The sequence below is a fragment of the Geodermatophilus obscurus DSM 43160 genome, assembly GCF_000025345.1.
Taxonomy (GTDB): domain Bacteria; phylum Actinomycetota; class Actinomycetes; order Mycobacteriales; family Geodermatophilaceae; genus Geodermatophilus; species Geodermatophilus obscurus.
The window spans coordinates 5,110,828-5,131,391 of record NC_013757.1 but is presented as its reverse complement, the minus strand read 5'-3'; the positions used below and the strand labels follow the sequence as shown (position 1 = coordinate 5,131,391).

Sequence of the window (20,564 nt, the reverse complement as noted above, 5' to 3'; positions counted from 1 at the left end):
GCCACCCATGCGGCAGCGCTTCACCGCCCGGGCCGTCGTCGTCGGGGACCGCGCCGGCACGGTCGTGCCCGACGCCGCCGTCGACGTCGAGGACGGCACGCTCACCTGGGTCGGCCCGGCTGCCGACGCGCCGGACGCCGGGGACGCCGAGCTCGTCGCCGTCCCCGGGGTGCTGCTGCCGGGGCTGGTCAACACCCACTCGCACGCGCCGATGGTGCTGTTCCGCGGGCAGGCCGAGGGGCTGTCGCTCGCGCGCTGGCTGCGTGAGGTGATCTGGCCGCGGGAGGCGCGGCTCACCCCCGAGGACGTCGAGGTGGCGATGACCGCGGCGTCGGCGGAGATGCTCCGCGGCGGGGTCACCACCAGCGTCGAGATGTACTTCTCGCCCGAGCGGATCGCCGCCGCCGTCGGCCGCACCGGCGCCCGCGCGGTCGTCGCCACCCCGCTGCTGCCGCTGCCCGGGATGCCGCCGCTGGCCGAGCAGCTGGCCGACGCGGTGACGCTGGCGACGTCCACGCCCGCCGACGGCGCCGTCGAGTACGGCATCGGCCCGCACGCGGCCTACACGCTGCCGCTGCCGGTGCTGCGCGACGCTGCGACCGCCGCCCGGGAGCACGGCCTGCTGCTGCACCTGCACGTCGCCGAGACCGCCGGCGAAGGCGCGGATCTGCTGGCCACCCACGGGCTGTCGGTGCCCGCGCTGCTGGCCGCGCACGACGTCCTGGGCGGCCGGGTGCTGGCCGCGCACAGCGTGCACGTCGACGACGGTGACCTGGAGCTGTGGCGGGAGTACGACGTCGCGGTGGCCCACTGCCCGGCGAGCAACGCCAAGCTCGCCAGCGGGATCGCGCCGGTGCGGGCGATGCTCGACCGCGGCGTCCGGGTGGGGCTGGGCACCGACGGGCCGGCCTCCAACGACGGGCTTGACCTGCTCGCCGACGTCCGGCTGGCCGCGGGGCTGGCCCGGCTGCGCGAGGGCTCGGCCACCGCGCTGACCGCCGCCGAGGCGTTCTGGCTGGCCACCGGTGCAGCCGCGGACGCGATCGGGCGCCCGGACCTCGGCCAGGTCGCCGTCGGGCGGCGCGCGGACCTGGTGCACGTCGACACCCGCGACCTCGGCTTCGAGCCGGTGCTCGACCCGGTCGACCTGCTCACCCACCTGGTCTGGTCGGGCACCTCGCGGCTGGTGCGCGACACCTGGGTCGGCGGGCGGCGGGTGGTGCGCGACGGCGCCTGCACGACGGTGGACGCCGAGGCACTGCGCGCCGACGTCGCCGGCCGCGCCCGTCGCCTCGCCGGCGCCTGAGCGGAGCGCGCCTGAGCGGAGCGCGTCCGAGCGGAGCGCCCCCGGCGCGGGGACGCCGTGTTCCCCGGCCCGGCACCGCTCAGTCGAGGACGGCCACCGCCTCGACCTCCACCAGCAGGTCGGGCTCACCCAGGGCGGTCACGCCCAGCAGGGTGGTCGGCCGGACCGGATCGCCCTGGATCGCGTCGGCGGCGCGGGACACGCCGGCGCCGAGGTCGGCGAGCTTCTCCGGCGACCAGTCGACGACGTAGACGGTCAGCTTGGCCACGTCGTCGAAGGTGCCGCCGACGGCCGCGAGTGCGGTGGCCACGTTGCGGTAGGCCTGCTCGACCTGCGCGGCGAGGTCGCCGGCGCCGACCGGCCGCCCCTCCGCGTCCCGGGCGACCTGGCCCGACAGGTACACCGTCCGGCTGCCCGAGGTGACGGCCATGTGCCGGTACATCTGCGGGGCCAGCAGGCCCGCCGGGTCGACCAGGTCCACGCTCATGTCGTCCTCCTCCGCTCGTTCCATGACGGTGTTATGTATAGCGGTGTCATGGAACGATGGGCAAGTGCCCCGCACCGCCTCGCCCGCCCTCCGCGCCGCCCTCCTCGAACGGGCGGCCGAGATGCTGGCGCGCCGGGAGCCGGTGACGCTGCGCGCGCTGGTCGAGGGCACCGGGGCCTCGACGATGGCCGTGTACACGCACTTCGGCGGGATGCCAGGGCTGTGGCGGGCCGTCCGGCAGGAGGGCTTCACCCGGCTGGCCGCGCGGCTGGGAACGGTCCCTGCGAGCGACGACCCGGTCCGCGACCTCGCCGCCCTCGGAGCGGCCTACGTGGCCAACGCGCTGGCCACACCGGCCCTCTACCGGGCCATGTTCGACGCTGCGGCCGAGCTGGAGGACCCCGACGCCGCGGCGGCGCCCTTCGACACGTTGGTCGACGCCGCGGCCCGCGCCCGGGAAGCCGGGCGGTTCGCGCCGGACAGCGACCCCGAGGTGGTCGCGACGCGCTACTGGGCCACCGGCCACGGCCTGATCCTGCTGGTGATCACCGGGGTGCTCCCCGCCGAGGCCCTCGACGCGCACGCCCCGGCGGTCGCGGCCGCACTGTTCGTCGCGGCCGGCGACGACGAGCAGCGGGCCGCCCGCTCGGTGGCCGCGGGCTGGTCGCTGCCCGCAGCGACGGCATGACCCGGGTGTGTTCCCGCGTCCTGCCCGTCCGGTCAGGACCGCAGTGAGATCGTCTCGCCGCGCTGCACCGCGCGGATCTCCCCGGGTGCGCGGCGGGCGGCCACCTCGCGGACGAAGTCGCCCAGCGGCGAGGCGAACCGGTCGTAGTCGTCGTAGTGCACCGGCACGGTGACCGGCGGCTTCAGCAGCTCGACCAGGTCGGCGCCCTGCCGGCCGTCCATGGTGACGGTGAACCCGAGCGCCCTGGTGCCGCCGAGGTGCGGGATGACGACGTCCAGCGGCCCGCAGCGCTCCAGCACCTCGCCGAGCTCCGGCCGGAAGACCGTGTCGCCGCTGATGTAGCCGCGCCAGCCGACCTCGCCGTCGCGCAGCAGCTCCAGCACGCTGCCCATCACCGGCGGCAGCAGCTTCGCGACCGGGCCGGGGCCGTGGGCGCCGGGGACCGAGGTGATCCGCAGCGTCGCGCCGTCCCGGCTGAGCTCGTGCCGCTGCCAGGGCGTGAGGTCGACGGTCTCCCGGAACCCACGGCGGCCCAGCGCGCGGGCAGCCGCCTGGGTGGTGATCACGGGGGTGTCGCGGTCGAGGGTGCGGGTGGCGATCCGGTCCCAGTGGTCGGCGTGCAGGTGCGACAGCAGGATCGAGTCCAGCGCCGGCAGCTGGGTGGGCTGCAGCGCGGGCTCGGTGAGCCGCTTGGTCCACAGCCCCTTGCCGAGGTAGGCGCGCTGGCCGCGGTGCAGGAAGTTCGGGTCGGTGAGCAGGGTGAACGGGCCGAGCCGCAGCAGCGTGGTGGCGTTCCCGCCGAAGGTCAGCGTGACGTCGCCGGCAGGGGACGGCGGGGTGGGGGCGGCCATGCGCTGGCGTCTACCCCGGTTGCTCCGCGGCCACGCGGTGCCGCGGGTCAGCCCTCGGCGGGCTCCCAGCCGTGGTCGATGCAGGCCCGGAGGAAGTTGGCGCCCGCCTCGACGACCGCGGCGTGGTCGAGGTCCTCCTCCCGGGTGTCCCGGAACCGCTCGTAGGGGTCGGTCAGCGGTGTCGAGTCCGACTGCCCGAGCAGGTCGCCGACCCGCTGGGTGACCTCGGCCCGCTGGTCGGCCGGGCCCCCCGCGTCGATCCAGGCGGTCACGGCGTCGCACGCCTCGGTCGACGGCCGGTCCAGTCCACCGCCCGCGCAGGCGGCGAGCGTGAGCACCGCCGCCGGGACGGCCCACACGCGGCATCGGAGCACCCCGCGAGGCTAGTGGCGCCGCTGCCGCACCAGGCGGCGGACCCTCGGGCCCGGCGCGGACCGTGTCGCCCACGCTGGTAGACAGGGGCGGTGGCTGCCTCCCGCGACGTGGACGCGTCCTTCCTCGCCCTCCCGCTCTCCGCGCTGACCGACGCCGCGCTCACCCGGGCCCTCGACCTGGGCTGCGAGCACGCCGACATCCGGGTGGAGCGGATCCGCACGCAGTCGATCAGCCTGCGCGACGCCCGGCTGGAGTCCCTGGCCGACGGCGAGGACCTCGGCCTGGCCGTGCGCGTGGTCCACGAGGGCACCTGGGGGTTCGCCGCGGGCGTCGTCCTCACCGCCGCGGAGGCCGTCCGGCTGGCCGAGGAGGCGATCGCCGTCGCGCAGGTGTCGGCGGCGGTCAACAGCGACCGCGTCGAGCTGGCGCCCGAGCCGGTGTACTCCGACGCGACCTGGGTGTCCGACTACGACGTCGACCCGTTCGAGGTCCCCGACGCCGAGAAGACCGGGCTGCTCACCGAGCTGTCGGAGCAGCTGCTGGCCGCCGACGGCGTCGAGCACGTGGAGACGGTCTGCCAGGCGGTCAAGGAGCAGAAGTACTACGCCGACACCGCCGGCACCCGTGCCCGCCAGCAGCGGGTGCGCATCCACCCCGCCCTCACCGCGCTCACCGTCGACCGCACCACCGGCGCGTTCGAGAGCATGCGAACCATCGCCCCGCCGGCCGGCCGCGGCTGGGAGTACCTGACCGGCACCGGCTGGGACTGGCGCGGCGAGATCGCCGAGATCCCCGAGCTGCTGCGCGAGAAGACCAAGGCGCCCTCGGTCCCGGCCGGCCGCTACGACCTCGTCGTCGACCCGTCGAACCTGTGGCTGACCATCCACGAGTCCATCGGCCACGCCACCGAGCTGGACCGGGCGCTCGGCTACGAGGCGGCCTACGCCGGCACCTCGTTCGCCACCGTCGACAAGCTGGGCACCCTCCGCTACGGCTCCCAGATCATGAACGTCACCGGCGACCGCACCGCCCCGCACGGGCTGTCGACGATCGGCTGGGACGACGAGGGCGTCGCCGGTCAGCAGTGGGACATCGTCAGGGACGGCGTGCTGGTCGGCTACCAGGTCGACCGCAACACGGCGCGCATGGGCGGCATGGCGCGCTCCAACGGCTGCGCCTTCGCCGACTCGCCGCAGCACACGCCGGTGCAGCGGATGGCCAACGTCTCGCTGCAGCCGGCGCCCGACGGCCCCACCACCGACGAGCTCGTCGCCGGCGTCGAACGCGGCATCTACGTCGTCGGCGACAAGAGCTGGTCGATCGACATGCAGCGCTACAACTTCCAGTTCACCGGCCAGCGCTTCTACCGCATCGAGGGCGGCAAGCTGGCCGGCCAGCTCCGCGACGTGGCCTACCAGGCGACGACGACGGACTTCTGGGGCTCGATGCGCGTCGTCGGCGGCCCCCGGACGTACCGGCTCGGCGGCGCCTTCAACTGCGGCAAGGGTCAGCCCGGGCAGGTCGCCCCGGTCAGCCACGGCTGCCCGGTGGCGCTCTTCGAGAACGTGAACATCCTGAACACGGCGCAGGAGGCGGGACGATGAGCTCGTGGGACCGTCCGCAGGACGTCGTCGAGAAGGCGCTGGCCGCCTCCACCGCCGACGGGCAGGTCGCCTTCGTCGTGGAGAGCTCGGCGGCCAACCTCCGCTGGGCGAGCAACAGCCTGACCACCAACGGCTCGATGCGCTCCCGGCAGGTCGTCGTCGTGTCCTTCGTCGACGGCGGCGCCGGGATGGCGGCCGGCACGGTGGCCCGCACGGGCAGCCCGGACGTCGGGGAGCTGGTGGCCGCCAGCGAGCAGGCCGCGCGCGACGCCGGCCCGGCCGAGGACGCCGTCCCGCTGGTCACCGAGACCCCGCCTGGCGCCGGCGACTGGGACGCCGATCCCGCCGGGACCTCGATCGGCGTCTTCCGCGACTTCGCGCCGGCGCTGGGGGAGGCCTTCGGCGGCGCCCGCGACCACGGCGAGCTGCTGTTCGGCTTCGCCGAGCACGGCATGGCCACCACCTACCTCGGGACGTCGACCGGGCTGCGGCTGCGGCACGACCAGCCCAGCGGCCGCGTGGAGCTCAACGGCAAGAGCGGCGACATGAGCCGCTCGGTGTGGGCCGGCGTCGGCACCCGCGACTTCGCCGACGTGTCGGTGGCCGACCTGGTCGGCGACGTGCAGCGCAGGCTCGGCTGGTCGCAGCGCCGCATCGACCTGCCCGCCGGGCGCTACGAGACCCTGCTGCCGCCCTCGGCGGTCAGCGACCTGATGATCTACGCCCACTGGACGATGGAGGCCCGCGACGCCGACGAGGGCCGCAACGTCTACGCCCGGCCGGGCGGCGGCAACCGCATCGGCGAGCGGCTGTCCGCGCTGCCGCTGACGCTGCGCAGCGACCCGTTCGAGCCGGGCCTGGAGGCGTGCCCGTTCCAGGTGGTCAGCGGCTCGTCCGGCGCGGCCTCGGTGTTCGACAACGGGATGGCGACGCCGGCGGTCGAGTGGATCTCCGGCGGCGTGCTGGCCAACCTGATCCGGCCGCGGGCCTGGGCGCTGAAGACGACCGCACCGGCCACCGCGACCGTCGACAACCTCGTCCTCGAGCAGCCGGGCGCCACGGAGTCGCTGGAGGAGATGGTCGCGGCCACCGACCGCGGCCTGCTGCTGACCACCCTCTGGTACATCCGCGAGGTCGACCCGCAGACGCTGCTGCTCACCGGCCTCACCCGCGACGGCGTCTTCCTCGTCGAGGGCGGGGAGGTGAGCGGCGCGGTGAACAACTTCCGGTTCAACGAGTCGCCGGTGGACCTGCTCGGCCGGATCACCCAGGCCGGCCGCACCGAGCGCACCCTGCCCCGCGAGTGGAGCGACTGGTTCACCCGCGCCGCGATGCCGGCCGTGCGGGTGCCGGACTTCAACATGAGCTCGGTGTCGCCCGCCAGCTAGGCACTCCCGTCGAGTGGCGGGATGCCGTGGTGTCGGTGACCGGAGATCACGGCAACTCGCCACTCGGGCGTCCGGCGGTCCCGCGCGACCGCACGGGTGGGACGTGTGGGTCCCGTGGGGCGGGGTGACCGGTCCGTCACAGGGGTTCCGCATGGCGTCATGACCGTGCGCGTCTGTCCACCTACCCTCTGTCATGCGCGGTGGGGACCTCCAGCTCCACACCTCGCTCGCACGCCGAAGCGTGCACCGGGTGGGGACTTCCCCGCCCGACCGCAGATGGGCTCCGGCGCAGCCGGACCGGTGAGGGGAGGGGTCCCGTGACGAGGACTCAGAAGCCGTCGGTCTTCCAGGTCGGCAGGGTGTGGGACGACGGGAACGCCGTCGTGGTGTCCGGCTGGGGCCTGGGCCTGTGCGTCTCGGCGTGCGCCTGCCACCGCCATCCGTCGGCCGGGAACCTGGCCATCGCCGAGGACCAGGCCCAGGGACTGATCGGCCTGGTCAGCCACCGCGAGGGCGGCTGCGATTGCTGCGAGCCGTGGACCGCCGACGAGCTCAGCGCCGTCGTCCGCGACCTGCAGGTGGTCGCCGGCCTCGACGCCCCGGAGCCCCTCGCCGGCTGAAGCAGGACCACCTCTCCCCCCTTGAAGGACCCCCGTGCCCCCCGCCACTCGCAGGCTCGCGGCGGGACCCTGCACGGGGGCCGTCGGGGCTCGGCGCGGAACCCTGAGAGGTGGCCGTTCCCGTACGTCACCAGGCCCGGCTCCGCACTCGCGGGGCCGGGCCGCGGTTCTGCCGCACCTCTGCCCGGGTAGGGCCGGTCCATGCTGGGACGAGCTGCCCTCCGAGGCGCCCTCGCCGGTCTCGCCGGCACCGCGGCCATGACGCTCGCCGAGAAGGTCGAGCAGTCGGTGACGCACCGACCGAACTCCTACGTGCCCGGGCGCACCCTCACGGCGCTGACCACGCGTCGTCGGTTGCCGGGGTCCGTGCGCCCGCCCGTGCGCAACCACCTCATGCACTGGGGCACCGGTGCGCTCGTCGGCGCCCTGCGGGGCGTGTGGTCGGCCAGCGGGCTGCGCGGCTGGCGCGCCTCGGCCTGGCACACGTCGGTGCGGCTGGCCACCGACCAGACCCTGGAGAACGCCACCGGCGTGGGCGCGCCGCCGTGGACGTGGTCGCGCCAGGACCAGGTCGTCGACATCGGGGGCAAGGCCGTCTACTCCTTCGTGACCGGTGCGGTCGCCGACCGGCTGGTCCCCCTCGCACCCGACCGCACGCCCTCGGGCTCCGCCCCGCCGCGCCGGCGGTAGCCCACACCCCCGACAGGACGGGGTCCTGCTGCGGCACACGGGACCGTCGGGGTCCGTGTGACGACTGAGTCGACCGCCCTGCGCTCCAGCCCGCGCGCCGTCCCCTACCGCATGTCGCGTCATACTTACCGTGCGTGCTCACGCGCTCGGAACACCGCCTCCTCCCCGGGGCGGGGCGCGGCGAGAGGGGGCCGGTCATGGGCCGCAACCGGACGACGAGCCGACGATGGTCGCGCGCCACGCTGGCTGCCGCCGCCGCTGTCGCCGTGCTGCTGACCCCGGCCACCGCGGGCGCGGCCCCCTCGTCCGCGGACGACGCCTCGCGGCTGGTCGCCGAGGCGAGCAAGCAGGTGGCCACCCTCGACGAGCAGGTCCACGAGGCCCAGCTGACCGTCGCCGCGCAGCAGCAGACCGCGGCCGACGCCGCGGGGCGGGCGTCCCAGGCCGAGGCCGTGCTCGCCGGCTACGGCCCGCAGCTGGCGGCCATCGCGCAGAGCGCCGGCACGACGCAGTCCCGGATGGCTGCCCTCCTCACCTCCGACTCCGCGGCGGACGTCGTCCAGCAGATGACCACGCTGGACCTCATCGCCGCCCACACCGAGGGTCTGCTCGCCGAGGTGTCGGTGGCCCAGCGTGCGGCCGAGCAGACCCGCGCCGACGCCGACGCGGCTGCCGCTGCCGCCACCGCCACCCTGGCCGAGCTCGAGCGCCAGCGGGCCGAGGTGCAGACGCGGCGGGAGCAGTACGAGCGCGACTACGCGAGCCTCTCGGCCGCCGAGCAGGCCACCGTCCGCACCACGACCGCCGGACCTGCGCTGACCGCCGACGTCGACGCGGTCGTGGCCGCCGCTCCGAGCGGCGACGTCGGCGGCGTCCTCGCGGCCGCCCTCGCCCAGGTCGGCGACCCCTACGTCTGGGGTGGCTCCGGGCCCAACGGCTTCGACTGCTCGGGGCTGACCAGCTACGCCTACGCCGCCGTCGGCGTCTCCCTGCCGCACTCCAGCCGGGCGCAGTCGCGGATGGGCACGGCGGTCTCGCGCGGCGACCTGCAGCCCGGTGACCTCGTCTTCTTCGGCTCGCCCGTCTACCACGTGGGCATCTACGTCGGCGGCGGCAAGATGGTGCACGCCCGCGACTTCCACATGCCGGTCGCGGTGACCACCGTGGACATCGGCGACTACGCCGGGGCCCGCCGCATCCTGTGAAGGCGGCCCCGTCCCGAGGCTCGCCCCGAGCTCGCGAGGGGTGAGGAGGACGGGGTCCTCCTGCTGCAGGGGCCGACGGCAGCGCGGGCGGCGGCGCCCGTAGCGTCGCGGCCCGTGACCGCGGCTGCGGAGTCCCCGCCCACCCTGCGTCCCGACGCCATCGGCTTCGGGGGCGCCCTCGTCGTCGGCCTCGCCTCGACCTCGCCCGTCTACTCGCTGGCCGCGGTGATCGGGCCGGTCGTCGCGCTGGTCGGCGTGCACGCGCCCGGCGTGCTGCTCGCCTCCTTCGTGCCGATGCTGCTCATCGCGGTCGCGTTCGCCGCGTTGGACCGCGCCGACCCCGACTGCGGGACGACGTTCTCCTGGGTCACCCGCGCGATGGGCCCGTGGGCCGGCTGGATCGGCGGCTGGGCGATCGCGATGACCGGCGTCCTGGTGGTGGGCTCGCTGGCCGAGGTCGGCGTCCGGTTCACCCTGCTCGCGGCCGGGCTCGACGGCTGGGAGTCCTCGACGCCCGTCGTCCTCGGGCTCAGCGTGCTGCTGGTCCTGGCCATGGCGGCGCTGTGCGTGCTGGGCACGGAGCTGTCCGTGCGGGTGCAGGACGCGTTGATCATCGCGCAGACCGCGGCGCTGGCGGTCTTCGCCGCCGTCGCGCTGGTGCGCGGCGTCCGCGGGGACAGCCCGTTCGGCGCGCTGACCCCCCAGTGGTCCTGGCTGGACCCGTTCGGAGCGGGCGGCGCGGCGCTGACCGGCGGGCTGCTGCTCGGCGTCTTCGCGTACTGGGGGTGGGAGTCGGCGGTCAACCTGACCGAGGAGACGCGCGGGAGCACCGCCGTCTCCGGACGGGCCGGTGTGCTGTCGACCGTCGTCCTGCTGCTGACCTACCTCGGCGCCGCGGTCGCCGTCGTCTGCTTCGCCGGCACCGAGTACCTGGCGGAGAACGCCGACGAGGAGGAGGCGGTCCTCGCGCTGCTGTCCGAGCAGGTGCTCGGCGGCTGGGACTGGGTGGTGCTGCTCGCCGTCGCCACCTCGGCGATCGCCTCCACGCAGACGACGATCATCCCGGCCTCCCGGACCGGCCTGTCGATGGCCCGGCGGGCGGCGCTGCCGGCCCGGTTCGGGTCGATCTCGCCGCGCCACCGGACCCCGGACGTCTCGACCTGGTGGGTCGCCGGCATCGCCGTGGTCTGGTACCTCGGCGTCGGCGCGGTGTCGGAGAACGCGCTGTTCGACTCGATCACCGCGCTCTCGCTGCTCATCGCGCTGTACTACGCGATGACCGGCATCGCCTGCGCCGTGTACTTCCGCCGGCGACTGACCCGCAGCCTGCGCGACCTGCTGCTGCTCGGCGTCGGGCCGCTGGCAGGTGCGGGGATGCTGCTCTGGCTGCTCGTGCTCTCGGTCCGCGACCTCGCCGACCCGGCCAACAGCTACACCGGCCAGGCCTGGCTCGGTCTCGGGCCACCGCTGGTCATCGGCGTGGCGATCATGGCCGCGGGCGTCGTCCTCATGCTGGTGTGGCGACGGCGCGACGCGCGGTTCTGGGACGAGCGACCGCAGGTCGGGTGACCGGTACGGACGGCGGCCTGAGCGCTCAGTACGGTCTGCGGCCCTCCTGCAGGGTCCCGTCGCGAGCCTGCGAGCGGAGGGGGGCAGGAGGGTCCTTCTGGGCGTAGCGGTTGCGGCCGTCGAGGCCGTCGAAGGCCTGCTGCGCGACAGGGACGGCGGCCAGCGCGGCGGCGAGGTCGTCGGGGACGGTCATCGTGGCCGGGCCGGCGTAGGCGCGCTCCCGGCGACCGTCGGCCCGCGCCGCCTCGACCTGCGCCGACCCGGCCGGGCGCATCCGGCCGGCGGCGGTGAGCGCCTCGACCGCGGCGACGTTCTCCTGCGACCAGACGCTGCGCGGCCGGCGCGGCGTGATCCGCTGCAGGTAGGAGGTCTCGTCCAGCCGCTGCGACCTCCCGTCGATCCAGCCGGAGCAGAGCGCGGACTCGACCAGCTCTGCGTGGGTCACCGAGGGGACGCCGGACCCCTTCTTCGCCAGCCGCACGTACAGCCCGGGGGCGGTCGCGTGCTCGGCCTCGAGCCACTCCTCCAGCGCCGCCTGGTCGGCGAAGGCCAGCACCGGCAGGTCGGTCGGCAGCGTCACGGCGGCCATCCTGGCGGCGGTGCACGTCGCGGTCCACGGTCGCCGGCGCGGGATCCCCTCCGGCGGTGCGGCGCTGACGCGCCTGTGCTGTGCTGTCGCCCGTGTCCGAGAACTACATCGCCGAGTTGCCCTTCGGGTCCCCGCAGATCCACGAGGAGGCGTTCGTCGCGCCGACGGCCGTCGTGGTCGGCGCCGTGACGATGGGCCCGCGGTCGAGCATCTGGTACGGCGCTGTCGCGCGGGCCGACGCCGAGGTGATCGAGATCGGCGAGGGCTCCAACATCCAGGACGGCAGCACCCTGCACTCCGACCCCGGCTTCCCGCTCGTCGTCGGCCGCGGCGTGACCGTCGGGCACCGCGTGGTCCTGCACGGGGCCCGCATCGACGACGACGTCCTGGTCGGCATGGGCAGCGTCGTCCTGAACGGCGCCCACATCGGCTCGGGCTCCATCGTCGCCGCGGGCGCCGTCGTCACCCAGGGCACGCAGGTGCCCCCGGGCTCGCTGGTGGCCGGCGTCCCCGCGAAGGTCCTCCGGCAGGCGACCGAGGACGACGCGCTGCACATCCGCGGCAACGCGGCCAGCTACACCGACCGGCTCCCCGAGGCGCGCCAGGTGCGCCCGGTGGTCCGCACCCCGCTGCCGCCGGCGGGACAGACGCCCGGCGACGCGACGGGCTGAGGGCGGACCCTCGCCCCGAGCCCTTCGCGAACTCGGGGCACGCCAGGCGAGCGACCGGGCGACGGGTTGCGCAAGCCCGGCCGGTCACGTCGTCAGCAGGTCCCGGACCAGGGCACCCACGGCGTCGGCCTCGATCAGGAAGCCGTCGTGCCCGTACGGGGAGCTGATCACCTGCAGCGGGACGCCGAGGGCGTCGGCCACCTGCTGCTGCAGTGCGAGCGGGTACAGCCGGTCGGTGTCGACACCGGCGACGACGGTGCGCGCGGTGACCCGGTCCAGCGCCGCCCGGACCCCGCCGCGGCCGCGGCCGACGTCCCAGGAGTTCATGACCTCGGTGAGCGCCACGTAGCTGCCGGCGTCGAACCGGCGGGCCAGCTTGTCGGCGTGGTGGTCGAGGTAGGAGGCGACGGCGTAGCGGCCGTCGTCCTGCACCGCGGTGCCGAAGCGGGCATCGAGTTCCTGACCGCTGCGGTAGGTGAGGTGCGCGATCCGGCGGGCGATGCCCAGCCCGGCGACCGGCCCGTCGCCGGGCAGGTGGTCCCCGCCGGCCCACGCGGGGTCGGCGCGGATCGCGGCCTGCTGGGTGGTCTGGGTGCCCACCTGGTCGGCGGTCGCGGCGGCGCCGGAGGCGAGGAAGAGCAGCCGCTCCACCCGGTCGGGCAGCGCCACCGCCCACTCCAGCGCCCGCATGCCGCCCATCGACCCGCCGAGGACCGCCGTCCACCGGGGGATGCCCAGCGCGTCGGCGAGCGCGGCCTCGACCCGCACCTGGTCGGCGACCGTGACGGCGGGGAACCGCGAGCCGTACGGGCGCCCGTCGGGCGCGGCCGAGGAGGGCCCCGTCGTCCCCTGGCAGCCGCCCAGGACGTTGGCGCAGACGACGAACAGCCGGTCGGTGTCCAGCGGCGCCCCGCGGCCGACCAGCTCGTCCCACCAGCCCGGCGTCGGGTGCCCGGGGCCCGCAGGGCCGGCGACGTGGCTGTCGCCGGTCAGCGCGTGCTCGACGAGGACGGCGTTGCCGCCGCCGGGCGCGAGCGTCCCCCACGTCTCGTAGGCCACCCGCACCGCCGGCAGCTCGCCGCCGCGCTCCAGCCGCAACGGCCCGGGCAGGTCGAGGAAGCGCCGGTCGCCGACCGGGTCCCCCTCGCGCCAGCCCCCGAGCCGTGGCGGGGCCCAGGAGGAGACCCGGGCCCCGCCCACCTCAGGCCCCCTTCGCGGCGCGGAAGCCGGACTCCAGGTCGGCGAGGATGTCCTCGATGCCCTCGAGGCCGACGGCCAGCCGCACCAGGCCCGGCGTGACACCGGTGGTCAGCTGTTCCTCGGGGGTCAGCTGCGAGTGCGTCGTCGAGGCCGGGTGGATGACCAGGCTGCGCACGTCGCCGATGTTGGCCACGTGGCTGTGCAGCTCCAGGGCCTCGACGAACCGCTGGCCGGCCTCGCGACCGCCGTGCAGCTCGAAGGTGAGCACCGCGCCGGCGCCGCGGGGCGCGTACTTCTGCTTCGCCGCGTGCCAGGGCGAGGAGGGCAGGCCCGGGTAGTTGACCCGGTCCACCTCGTCGCGGGCCTCGAGGAACTCGGCCACCCGCTGGGCGTTCTGCACGTGCCGCTCCATCCGCAGCGACAACGTCTCGATGCCCTGCACGACGAGGAACGCGTTGAACGGCGAGACGGCCGGTCCGAGGTCGCGCAGCAGCTGCACCCGGGCCTTGAGCGCGTACGCCGGCGCACCCAGGTCGGCGTACACCACGCCGTGGTACGTCGGGTCGGCCGTGGTGAACATGGGGTGCCTGCCGCGGGTCCAGTCGAACGTCCCGCCGTCGACGATCACCCCCGCGATGACCGTGCCGTGCCCGCCGAGGTACTTGGTGGCGGAGTGGACGACGACGTCCGCGCCGGACTCCAGCGGCCGGATCAGGTACGGCGTGGCGATGGTGTTGTCCACGATCAGCGGCACGCCGTTGCGGTGGGCCACCCCGGCGACGGTCTCGATGTCGAGGACGTCGCCCTTCGGGTTGCCGATCGACTCGCCGAAGAACGCCCGGGTGTCGTCCCGCACCAGCGACTGCCAGTTCTCCGGGTCGTCGGGGTCCTCGACGAAGGAGACGGTGACGCCGAGCTTGGGCAGCGAGTGGTGCAGCAGGTTGTAGGTGCCGCCGTAGAGGGAGGCGGAGGCCACGACGTGGTCGCCTGCCTCGGCGACGTTGAGCATCGCCAGCGTCGTGGCGGACTGCCCGCTGGCCACCGCGAGCGCCGCGACCCCGCCCTCCAGGGAGGCCACGCGCTGCTCGAGCGCGTCCTGCGTCGGGTTCATGATGCGCGTGTAGATGTTGCCCATCTCGGCCAGCGCGAACAGGTCCGCGGCGTGCTGGCTGTCGCGGAACTGGTAGGCCGTCGTCGCGTAGATCGGCAGGGCGCGGGCGCCGGTCGTGGGATCGGGGCTGGTGCCGGCGTGGATCTGCCGGGTCTCGAAGCTCCAGCTCTGCGGGTCGCTCATGCGCCGTCTCCTCTTCCTCGCGGAGGACCCGCGGCGCGCGAGAGCTCCGTCCTTGCCGGGCGGCGGGCGCCGTCCGGCCGGCTCTTCCCCTGGGAGCACCTCAGACGGAGTAGAGGTTGCCGGGCAGCCAGCCAGGTGCTTGTCACTGCCTCTCGTGAGCCAGCGTGATCCTAGGCAGGCCGCCGTCCTCCGCGGAACAGCGCGTCTCGTGCAGTGGACGCCGCCAGGCCTCCCCGCCGGACGGCAGGAGCCCGGGCGTCAGGGGCGAGGACGGTCGGCGCGGACACGCCTGCAGGGCGGGGAGCGGCCTGGGAGAGGCTGCCGGGGTGCGCGCACTGCTGTTCGACACCTACGGCGGCCCGCTGACCGTGCGGGAGGTCCCCGCGCCCGACCCGGCACCCGGCGGCGTCGTCGTCCGGGTGGGCGCCAGCGGCGTCTGCCGCAGCGACTGGCACGCCTGGCAGGGCCACGACCCGGACGTCGTCCTGCCGCACGTGCCCGGGCACGAGCTGGCCGGCACCGTGGCCGCCGTCGGGGCGGACGTCCGGCGCTGGCGGGGAGGCGACCGCGTGACCGTCCCGTTCGTCAACGCCTGCGGCCGCTGCGCCCAGTGCGCCGCCGGCGAGCACCAGGTCTGCACCCGGCAGACCCAGCCCGGCTTCACGCACTGGGGCTCGATGGCCGAGTACGTGGCGCTCGACGCCGCCGACGTCAACCTCGTCGCCCTCCCCGACGGGCTCGACGCCGCCACCGCCGCCGCCCTCGGCTGCCGTTTCGCCACCGCCTTCCGCGCGGTCGTCCAGGTGGCGAGGGTGCAGCCCGGCGAGTGGGTGGCCGTGCACGGCTGCGGCGGGGTCGGGCTCTCGGCGGTGCAGGTCGCGGTGGCCGCCGGCGCCCGGGTGGTCGCCGTCGACGTCTCACCGGCGGCCCTGCGGCTGGCCGCCGACCTCGGCGCCGAGCACACCGTGGCGGAACCGGCCGTGATCCCCGAGCTGACCGCCGGCGGCGCGCACGTCTCCCTCGACGCCCTGGGTGCGGCCGTCACCTGCGAGAACTCCATCCGGTGCCTGCGGCCGCGGGGCCGGCACGTGCAGGTCGGGCTGCTGCCGCCTGCCCAGGGCCGCCCGGCGGTCCCCATGGACCTCGTCGTCGCCCGGGAGCTGCAGGTGCTGGGCAGCCACGGCATGGCCGCCCACACCTATCCCGCCCTGCTCGGGCTGATCGCCGCCGGCCGGCTGCGGCCGCAGGCGCTGGTCACGCGGCAGCTCGCCCTCGACGAGGCCGGCGCCGCCATCGCTGCGGTGGGCCGCGACCCGGGGATCGCGGTCGTCACCCGCTTCTGACCGGTCAGGTCCCGGGCGCGGCGGTCGCCGTCGGCGCCGCGGTCGCGGTCGGCGCGGCGGTCGGGGGCGCCGGCGTCCTCGTCCCGTCCCCGGCCGTGGTCGGTGCCGGCTCAGCGGACTCCGCCGGGGCCTCCTCGCCGGTCGTCCCCGCAGGCGGCGCGGAGCCGGGGTCGGCCGTCGTGGTCGGCGCCGACGTGGCGGCCGGCGGGGTCGGCTCGGCGGTCTCCGCCGGCTCCGCCGGGGCAGGAGTCACCGGCGTCTGCACCGTCGACTCCTGCGCCGGCGCGACGACCGGGTCCGGCGGGCGGACGTGCAGGTAGAGGGTGTAGACGCCGACGAACAGCAGGGCCAGGACGACGGTCGAGGTGCGGGCGCGGCCGAGGTGGTGGGGCACCGCCGACCACCAGCGGCGGGGGGCAGGGGGCGGCGCGGTGCTCACCGACACCTGGCGGGTCGGCTCGCCGGGGCCGTTGGTCTCCGGGGCGGTCACCGCACACCGTCCCCGGCGGGCGGGGCGGAGGCGGTCAGCTCACCGGCCGGCGGGGCCGCCGTCGGGGACGGGACGTTGAGGCCCTCCCGCCGGAACGCCAGGACGACGCGGGCGCGCAGGTCGCGGCCGACCTCGAACTGCTTGCCGGGCAGCGTGCGGGCCACCATGCGGACGTTGACCTGCTCGAGGTCGATCGTCTCCACCCCCATCACGCTGGGCGGGTCGAGCAGCAGCGGGCGCAGCCGCTGGTCGTGGAAGGCCTCCGCGCCGACCTCCTTGAGGATCTCGTTGACCCGGTTGACGTCCACGGTCGTCGGGACCGGGACGTCGACGACGGCGCGGGCCCAGTCGCGGGAGAGGTTGGTGACCTTGACGATCTGCCCGTTCGGTAGCGTGACGACCTCGCCGTTGGCCGACCGCAGCCGGGTGACCCGCAGCGTGACGTCCTCGATCGTGCCCTCGGCGGGCTCGACCCCGCCGACCACCTGGATCGACACGACGTCCCCGAAGCCGTACTGCCGCTCGGTGATGATGAAGAAGCCGGCCAGCACGTCGCCGACGATCCGCTGGGCGCCGAAGCCGAGCCCGACACCGAGCACGGTCGCCGGCGCGACCAGCCCGCCGATCGGGATGCCGGCCCGGTCCAGCACGGCGAAGACCGCGACCGCGTAGATCAGCACGATGAGCGTCCAGGTGATCACCTGGGTCAGCGAGTGCCGGTGCTTGGCGGCCTCCGAGCGCACCAAGGCGTCGCCGCCGGTGGCACGGGCGTCGATGCGGTCGGTGATCTTCTCGCCGACCCAGGCGACGAACCGGGCCAGCAGAACCGACCCCAGGATGAGCAGGACGATCTCCAGCCCGCGCCCGGCGAGCCAGGTCAGCAGCGTGTCCAGCGGTTCCATCGGTCCCCAGCCTCCACGGCGGACGTCGGCGGCGCCAACCCGGTCCCGGCCCGTGCCGACCCGGTGCCGGCTCGGTCAGCGCGGCGCGACGAACAGCGCCTGCGCGGAGCGGCCGATGCGGCCGGTGGCGTCGTAGAGGTCGGCGAAGCACTGCCCGGCGCCGGAGGGGCCGACCGTGGTGACGGCGTCCGCGGCGAGCCACTCCCCGGCCGGGGGCCGCACCAGGGCGACGGTGAGGTCGACGTTGGCGAAGGTGGCCCGCTGCCAGTCCAGGACGGCGGAGATGCCGCTGGCCGCGTCGGTCATCACCAGCAGGTGCTGCAGCGGGCTGATCGGCTCGCCCTCGACCAGGGTGCACAGCGGCCGGGTCCACGCGGCGGCCGACCCGGGGGCGTTGAACGAGCCGTGCGCGAAGCGCCAGTCCAGCGCCCGGTGGTAGGCGACGTCGGTGGTGAAGAAGGCCGCCGTCTCCGGGCGGCTCTCCTCCGGCGCGGGCAGCGGGACGCCGGCCTCCGGCGTCCCCTCGACGGGGGAGGTCCGCATCCGCCAGGCGGTCAGCCGCACCAGCGGCCGCGCGGGGTGGGCGGGGGAGGGCTCCGCGGTCAGCACCGCCTCCACCAGTTCGATCCGCCGTCCCGGCCGCAGCAGCCGGGCGGTGACCTGCACCGGACCCACCGGCACCGGCGCGAGGATGTCGAAGGCCAGCCGCACGGTCTGCCCGTCGGGGATCTCGGTGACCCGTTCGGCCTCCCGGGCCAGCAGCGCCGCGACCGGCCCGGCGTGCTGCAGCCCCGGGTCCCACGGCCCGATGGTCAGGTCGGTGGCGGCGAAGCCGTCGCCGTCGGGCACGTAGAGGGCGGTGGGCAGGCCGGCGGTCACGTCGGGCAGTCTGCCGCCGCGGTCAGCCGCCGGAGCGGCGGGTCTCCCAGACGGCGAACGCCGTCCACGCCGCGGCGGCGACCGCGGCGACCACCCACAACCAGCGCAGTGACGACCCGGTCGGGTTGGACAGCACCAGCAGGACGGCGACCACGAGCACCGCGCCGGCCAGCGGTGCGGTGCGCAACAGCGTGCCCAGGGTGTCCGGCCCCGGGACGGTGATGAACACCACCAGGGCGACCACCAGGAGGAAGGCGCACAACGCGCCGAGGAACGCCGCCGTCACCCCCCACTCGCCGGGCAGGCCGACAGCGCCCAGCCCACCGAGGACGGCGCCCACCGCCAACCACAGCAGGAGCCTCCGCCGGCGCGCTGACCAGGGCGGACGCGGCTCGCTCACGGTTCGGTGCCCCTCCTCCGTCGCGGTGCCGCCGTCCCGTCCGGGCGGGCACCCCGTCCGCCCTGTGTGCCCGGCTCCGGCGGCGGGCACACTGCACCCGGCCGTCCCCGCGGGCGGTCTCGCCCAGGTCACGGCGAGCTTGCGTCCGTCCCGCGGCATCCGGACGGTGGACGGGTTGCCGTCCGGCACCCCAGGTGCCGAAGGGGCCTGTCGTCGAGCGAGGAGAGGGAGGAGCGCCGGTACCGGCGCGCACCATCCTGACCACTCCACCTGCACACGCGAGCACGTCCGGGGCCGCGCAGGCCCACCCCGCCGTCGCCCCACCGCCGCCGTCGCCGGCCGACCGGGGCGGCTCCCTGGACCGGGTCGTCTTCGGGGTCGCCGCCGTCGTCGCCCTGGCCTTCGTCGCCTGGGGCTTCGCCAGCCCGCAGGGCCTGGGCTCGGTCAGCGGCACCGCACTGGAGTGGGTGGAGACCAACCTCGGCTGGCTGTTCGTGCTGCTGGCCTCCGCCTTCGTCGTCTACGTGATCTGGCTCGCGGCGGGGAAGTACGGCCGCATCCCGCTCGGCCGGGACGACGAGGCGCCGGAGTTCCGCACGGTGTCCTGGGTGGCGATGATGTTCAGCGCCGGCATGGGCATCGGGCTGATGTTCTTCGGCGTCAGCGAGCCGCTGTCGCACTACGTCTCCCCGCCGCCGGGCACCGTGGCCGCCGAGACGCCCGAGGCCCTGCAGACGGCGCTGGCGACCACGCTGTTCCACTGGTCGCTGCACCCGTGGGCGATCTACGCCGTCGTCGGCCTGGCCATCGCCTACGGCACCTTCCGGCGCGGCCGGCGTCAGCTGTTCAGCGCCGCGTTCGCCCCGCTGTTCGGCCGGCAGCGCACCGAGGGGCCGGCCGGCAAGGTCATCGACGTCCTGGCGATCTTCGCCACGCTGTTCGGCTCGGCGGCGTCGCTGGGGCTGGGGGCGCTGCAGATCGGCAGCGGCATGGAGATCCTGGGCTGGGCCGGGGACCTCGGCAACGGGCTGTTCGTGCTCATCATCGCGGTGCTCACCGCGGCCTTCGTCGCCTCGGCGGTGTCGGGCATCGCCAAGGGCATCCAGTGGCTGGCCAACACCAACATGGTGCTGGCCGTCGTCCTGGCCGTGTTCGTCTTCGTCGTCGGCCCGACAATCTTCATCCTCAACCTGCTGCCGGCCGCCATCGGCAACTACTTCGCGGACCTGGGCGAGATGGCCGCGCGCACCGAGGCAAGCGGCGGCGACGCCACGGCCGAGTGGCTGCGCGGCTGGACGGTCTTCTACTGGGCCTGGTGGATCAGCTGGACACCGTTCGTCGGGCTGTTCATCGCCCGGATCAGCCGCGGCCGCACCATCCGCCAGTTCGTCACCGGCGTGCTGCTGGTGCCCAGCGTCGTGAGCCTGGTCTGGTTCGCCGTCTTCGGTGGGGCCGGGATCGCCGCGCAGCGCAGCGGGGCCGACGTCGCCGGTCAGGCGACGGCCGAGGGGCAGCTGTTCGGCGTGCTGGAGACGTTCCCGCTCGCCACGGTGATGACCGTGCTGGTGATGCTGCTCGTCGGCGGGGACGAGGCGCTCACCGGCCTGCAGAACCTGACGATCATCGCGGCGCTGCCGTTCGCCCTGGTGATGGCGGGACTGGCGGTGGCGCTGGCCAGGGACGTGCGCTCCGATCCGGTGGTGCTGCGGCGCACGGCCGCCGCGGAGGCGGTCGAGCAGGCCGTCGTCGACGGCATCACCAGGCACGGCGAGGACTTCGTGCTGGTGGTCGAGCCGGCGCCGGACGCCGACCGCGACGGCATCCCGGACACCGCCATCGGCACCACCCCGCGGCCGGCCGCGGAGCACCGCGGCTCCGGCGGCGACCGGACGGTGCGCGACGTCGGCTCGCCGATCCCCGACGCGGGCGCGCGGGTCCCCGACGGCGGCCGATGAGTTCGGCCGGCCGACCCCGTCCTACCCGCGACGGGGCCGACCGGGCCCCCGCGACGCC

Annotated in this window: 21 protein-coding genes and 1 riboswitch; of the genes, 11 read left to right on the top strand and 10 right to left on the bottom strand. The window is 75.4% G+C overall.

Going from position 1 to position 20,564, the window contains the following annotated elements:
• Positions 1-7 precede the first annotated feature (7 nt).
• Positions 8-1,306, top strand: coding sequence for an amidohydrolase family protein (locus tag GOBS_RS24105; protein ID WP_041241665.1), 1,299 nt, complete (start codon positions 8-10; stop codon positions 1,304-1,306).
• A 79-nt stretch (positions 1,307-1,385) separates the two neighbouring features.
• Here GOBS_RS24105 and GOBS_RS24100 read toward each other — a convergent pair whose 3' ends face one another.
• Positions 1,386-1,793 carry a RidA family protein gene (locus tag GOBS_RS24100; RefSeq protein ID WP_012950871.1) on the bottom strand — a complete coding sequence of 136 codons (408 nt, stop codon included), beginning with the start codon at positions 1,791-1,793 and terminating at the stop codon, positions 1,386-1,388.
• Between the two features lie 64 nt (positions 1,794-1,857).
• Between GOBS_RS24100 and GOBS_RS24095 the strand changes: the two genes are divergently transcribed.
• A complete protein-coding gene (locus GOBS_RS24095) occupies positions 1,858-2,481 on the top strand; it encodes a TetR/AcrR family transcriptional regulator (protein ID WP_041241664.1) in 624 nt (207 codons plus the stop codon).
• Positions 2,482-2,513: 32 nt separating this feature from the next.
• On the opposite strand, the gene GOBS_RS24090 is transcribed toward GOBS_RS24095, so the two are convergent.
• Both GOBS_RS24090 and GOBS_RS24085 read right to left on the bottom strand, forming a co-directional pair.
• Entirely contained in the window at positions 2,514-3,332 is an 819-nt protein-coding gene (locus GOBS_RS24090; protein ID WP_012950869.1) for an MBL fold metallo-hydrolase, read from the bottom strand.
• A gap of 47 nt (positions 3,333-3,379) precedes the next feature.
• Positions 3,380-3,706, bottom strand: a complete 327-nt coding sequence (locus GOBS_RS24085; RefSeq protein WP_166487501.1) for a hypothetical protein — start codon at positions 3,704-3,706, stop codon at positions 3,380-3,382.
• 90 nt (positions 3,707-3,796) lie between these two features.
• On the opposite strand from GOBS_RS24085, the gene GOBS_RS24080 reads away from it, so the two are divergent.
• The 6 genes from GOBS_RS24080 to GOBS_RS24055 all read left to right on the top strand — a co-directional run bounded on the left by GOBS_RS24080 (position 3,797) and on the right by GOBS_RS24055 (position 10,783).
• Positions 3,797-5,311 (top strand): TldD/PmbA family protein, encoded by a 1,515-nt coding sequence (locus tag GOBS_RS24080; protein WP_012950867.1) that lies wholly within the window; start codon positions 3,797-3,799, stop codon positions 5,309-5,311.
• Positions 5,308-6,699: a metallopeptidase TldD-related protein gene (locus GOBS_RS24075; RefSeq protein WP_012950866.1), complete on the top strand. Its 1,392-nt coding sequence runs from the start codon at positions 5,308-5,310 to the stop codon at positions 6,697-6,699. Before GOBS_RS24080 ends, GOBS_RS24075 begins: the two co-directional genes overlap by 4 nt.
• 317 nt (positions 6,700-7,016) lie before the next feature.
• Positions 7,017-7,319, top strand: a complete 303-nt coding sequence (locus GOBS_RS26925) for a hypothetical protein (protein ID WP_012950865.1) — start codon at positions 7,017-7,019, stop codon at positions 7,317-7,319.
• 201 nt (positions 7,320-7,520) lie between these two features.
• Positions 7,521-8,009: a hypothetical protein gene (locus GOBS_RS24065; RefSeq protein ID WP_012950864.1), complete on the top strand. Its 489-nt coding sequence runs from the start codon at positions 7,521-7,523 to the stop codon at positions 8,007-8,009.
• Between the two features lie 197 nt (positions 8,010-8,206).
• The gene (locus GOBS_RS24060) at positions 8,207-9,214 is read left to right on the top strand and encodes a C40 family peptidase (protein WP_012950863.1); all 1,008 of its coding nucleotides are present in this window, start codon (positions 8,207-8,209) and stop codon (positions 9,212-9,214) included.
• Positions 9,215-9,328: 114 nt separating this feature from the next.
• Entirely contained in the window at positions 9,329-10,783 is a 1,455-nt protein-coding gene (locus GOBS_RS24055) for an APC family permease (protein WP_012950862.1), read from the top strand.
• Between the two features lie 25 nt (positions 10,784-10,808).
• Here the strand turns inward: GOBS_RS24055 and GOBS_RS24050 are convergent, their stop codons facing one another.
• Entirely contained in the window at positions 10,809-11,372 is a 564-nt protein-coding gene (locus GOBS_RS24050; protein WP_166487500.1) for a YdeI/OmpD-associated family protein, read from the bottom strand.
• A 92-nt stretch (positions 11,373-11,464) separates the two neighbouring features.
• Between GOBS_RS24050 and GOBS_RS24045 the strand changes: the two genes are divergently transcribed.
• Complete coding sequence (locus tag GOBS_RS24045) at positions 11,465-12,043, top strand: gamma carbonic anhydrase family protein (RefSeq protein WP_049788654.1); 579 nt, start codon at positions 11,465-11,467, stop codon at positions 12,041-12,043.
• Between the two features lie 84 nt (positions 12,044-12,127).
• Here GOBS_RS24045 and metX read toward each other — a convergent pair whose 3' ends face one another.
• Both metX and GOBS_RS24035 read right to left on the bottom strand, forming a co-directional pair.
• On the bottom strand, positions 12,128-13,243 hold the full coding sequence (gene metX / locus GOBS_RS24040) for a homoserine O-acetyltransferase MetX (protein WP_012950859.1): 1,116 nt from the start codon (positions 13,241-13,243) through the stop codon (positions 12,128-12,130).
• Position 13,244: 1 nt separating this feature from the next.
• A complete protein-coding gene (locus GOBS_RS24035; RefSeq protein WP_012950858.1) occupies positions 13,245-14,537 on the bottom strand; it encodes a bifunctional o-acetylhomoserine/o-acetylserine sulfhydrylase in 1,293 nt (430 codons plus the stop codon).
• A gap of 43 nt (positions 14,538-14,580) precedes the next feature.
• A riboswitch (SAM riboswitch) is annotated at positions 14,581-14,697 on the bottom strand.
• 166 nt (positions 14,698-14,863) lie between these two features.
• On the opposite strand from GOBS_RS24035, the gene GOBS_RS24030 reads away from it, so the two are divergent.
• The gene (locus GOBS_RS24030) at positions 14,864-15,880 is read left to right on the top strand and encodes a zinc-dependent alcohol dehydrogenase family protein (protein WP_012950857.1); all 1,017 of its coding nucleotides are present in this window, start codon (positions 14,864-14,866) and stop codon (positions 15,878-15,880) included.
• A gap of 4 nt (positions 15,881-15,884) precedes the next feature.
• Here GOBS_RS24030 and GOBS_RS24025 read toward each other — a convergent pair whose 3' ends face one another.
• The 4 genes from GOBS_RS24025 to GOBS_RS24010 form a co-directional block, all read right to left on the bottom strand.
• On the bottom strand, positions 15,885-16,370 hold the full coding sequence (locus GOBS_RS24025; RefSeq protein ID WP_012950856.1) for an Rv3103c transmembrane domain-containing protein: 486 nt from the start codon (positions 16,368-16,370) through the stop codon (positions 15,885-15,887).
• Entirely contained in the window at positions 16,367-17,272 is a 906-nt protein-coding gene (locus GOBS_RS24020) for a mechanosensitive ion channel family protein (RefSeq protein WP_012950855.1), read from the bottom strand. Before GOBS_RS24020 ends, GOBS_RS24025 begins: the two co-directional genes overlap by 4 nt.
• Positions 17,273-17,347: 75 nt before the next feature.
• A complete protein-coding gene (locus tag GOBS_RS24015) occupies positions 17,348-18,151 on the bottom strand; it encodes a thioesterase family protein (protein WP_012950854.1) in 804 nt (267 codons plus the stop codon).
• Positions 18,152-18,173: 22 nt separating this feature from the next.
• Positions 18,174-18,551: a hypothetical protein gene (locus GOBS_RS24010; protein ID WP_166487499.1), complete on the bottom strand. Its 378-nt coding sequence runs from the start codon at positions 18,549-18,551 to the stop codon at positions 18,174-18,176.
• A 194-nt stretch (positions 18,552-18,745) separates the two neighbouring features.
• Here GOBS_RS24010 and GOBS_RS24005 point away from each other — a divergent pair, with 194 nt between their 5' ends.
• Positions 18,746-20,506 (top strand): BCCT family transporter, encoded by a 1,761-nt coding sequence (locus GOBS_RS24005; protein ID WP_012950852.1) that lies wholly within the window; start codon positions 18,746-18,748, stop codon positions 20,504-20,506.
• The last annotated feature ends 58 nt before the right edge of the window (positions 20,507-20,564 follow it).

Excerpts from the sequence above, each read along its gene's own strand:
- GOBS_RS24105 (WP_041241665.1), top strand. The coding sequence starts at position 8 with ATGCGGCAGCGCTTCACCGCCCGGGCCGTCGTCGTCGGGGACCGCGCC.
- GOBS_RS24100 (WP_012950871.1), bottom strand. The coding sequence starts at position 1,793 with ATGAGCGTGGACCTGGTCGACCCGGCGGGCCTGCTGGCCCCGCAGATG.
- GOBS_RS24090 (WP_012950869.1), bottom strand. The coding sequence starts at position 3,332 with ATGGCCGCCCCCACCCCGCCGTCCCCTGCCGGCGACGTCACGCTGACC.
- GOBS_RS24075 (WP_012950866.1), top strand. The coding sequence starts at position 5,308 with ATGAGCTCGTGGGACCGTCCGCAGGACGTCGTCGAGAAGGCGCTGGCC.
- GOBS_RS24065 (WP_012950864.1), top strand. The coding sequence starts at position 7,521 with ATGCTGGGACGAGCTGCCCTCCGAGGCGCCCTCGCCGGTCTCGCCGGC.
- GOBS_RS24060 (WP_012950863.1), top strand. The coding sequence starts at position 8,207 with ATGGGCCGCAACCGGACGACGAGCCGACGATGGTCGCGCGCCACGCTG.
- GOBS_RS24050 (WP_166487500.1), bottom strand. The coding sequence starts at position 11,372 with ATGGCCGCCGTGACGCTGCCGACCGACCTGCCGGTGCTGGCCTTCGCC.
- GOBS_RS24035 (WP_012950858.1), bottom strand. The coding sequence starts at position 14,537 with ATGAGCGACCCGCAGAGCTGGAGCTTCGAGACCCGGCAGATCCACGCC.
- GOBS_RS24020 (WP_012950855.1), bottom strand. The coding sequence starts at position 17,272 with ATGGAACCGCTGGACACGCTGCTGACCTGGCTCGCCGGGCGCGGGCTG.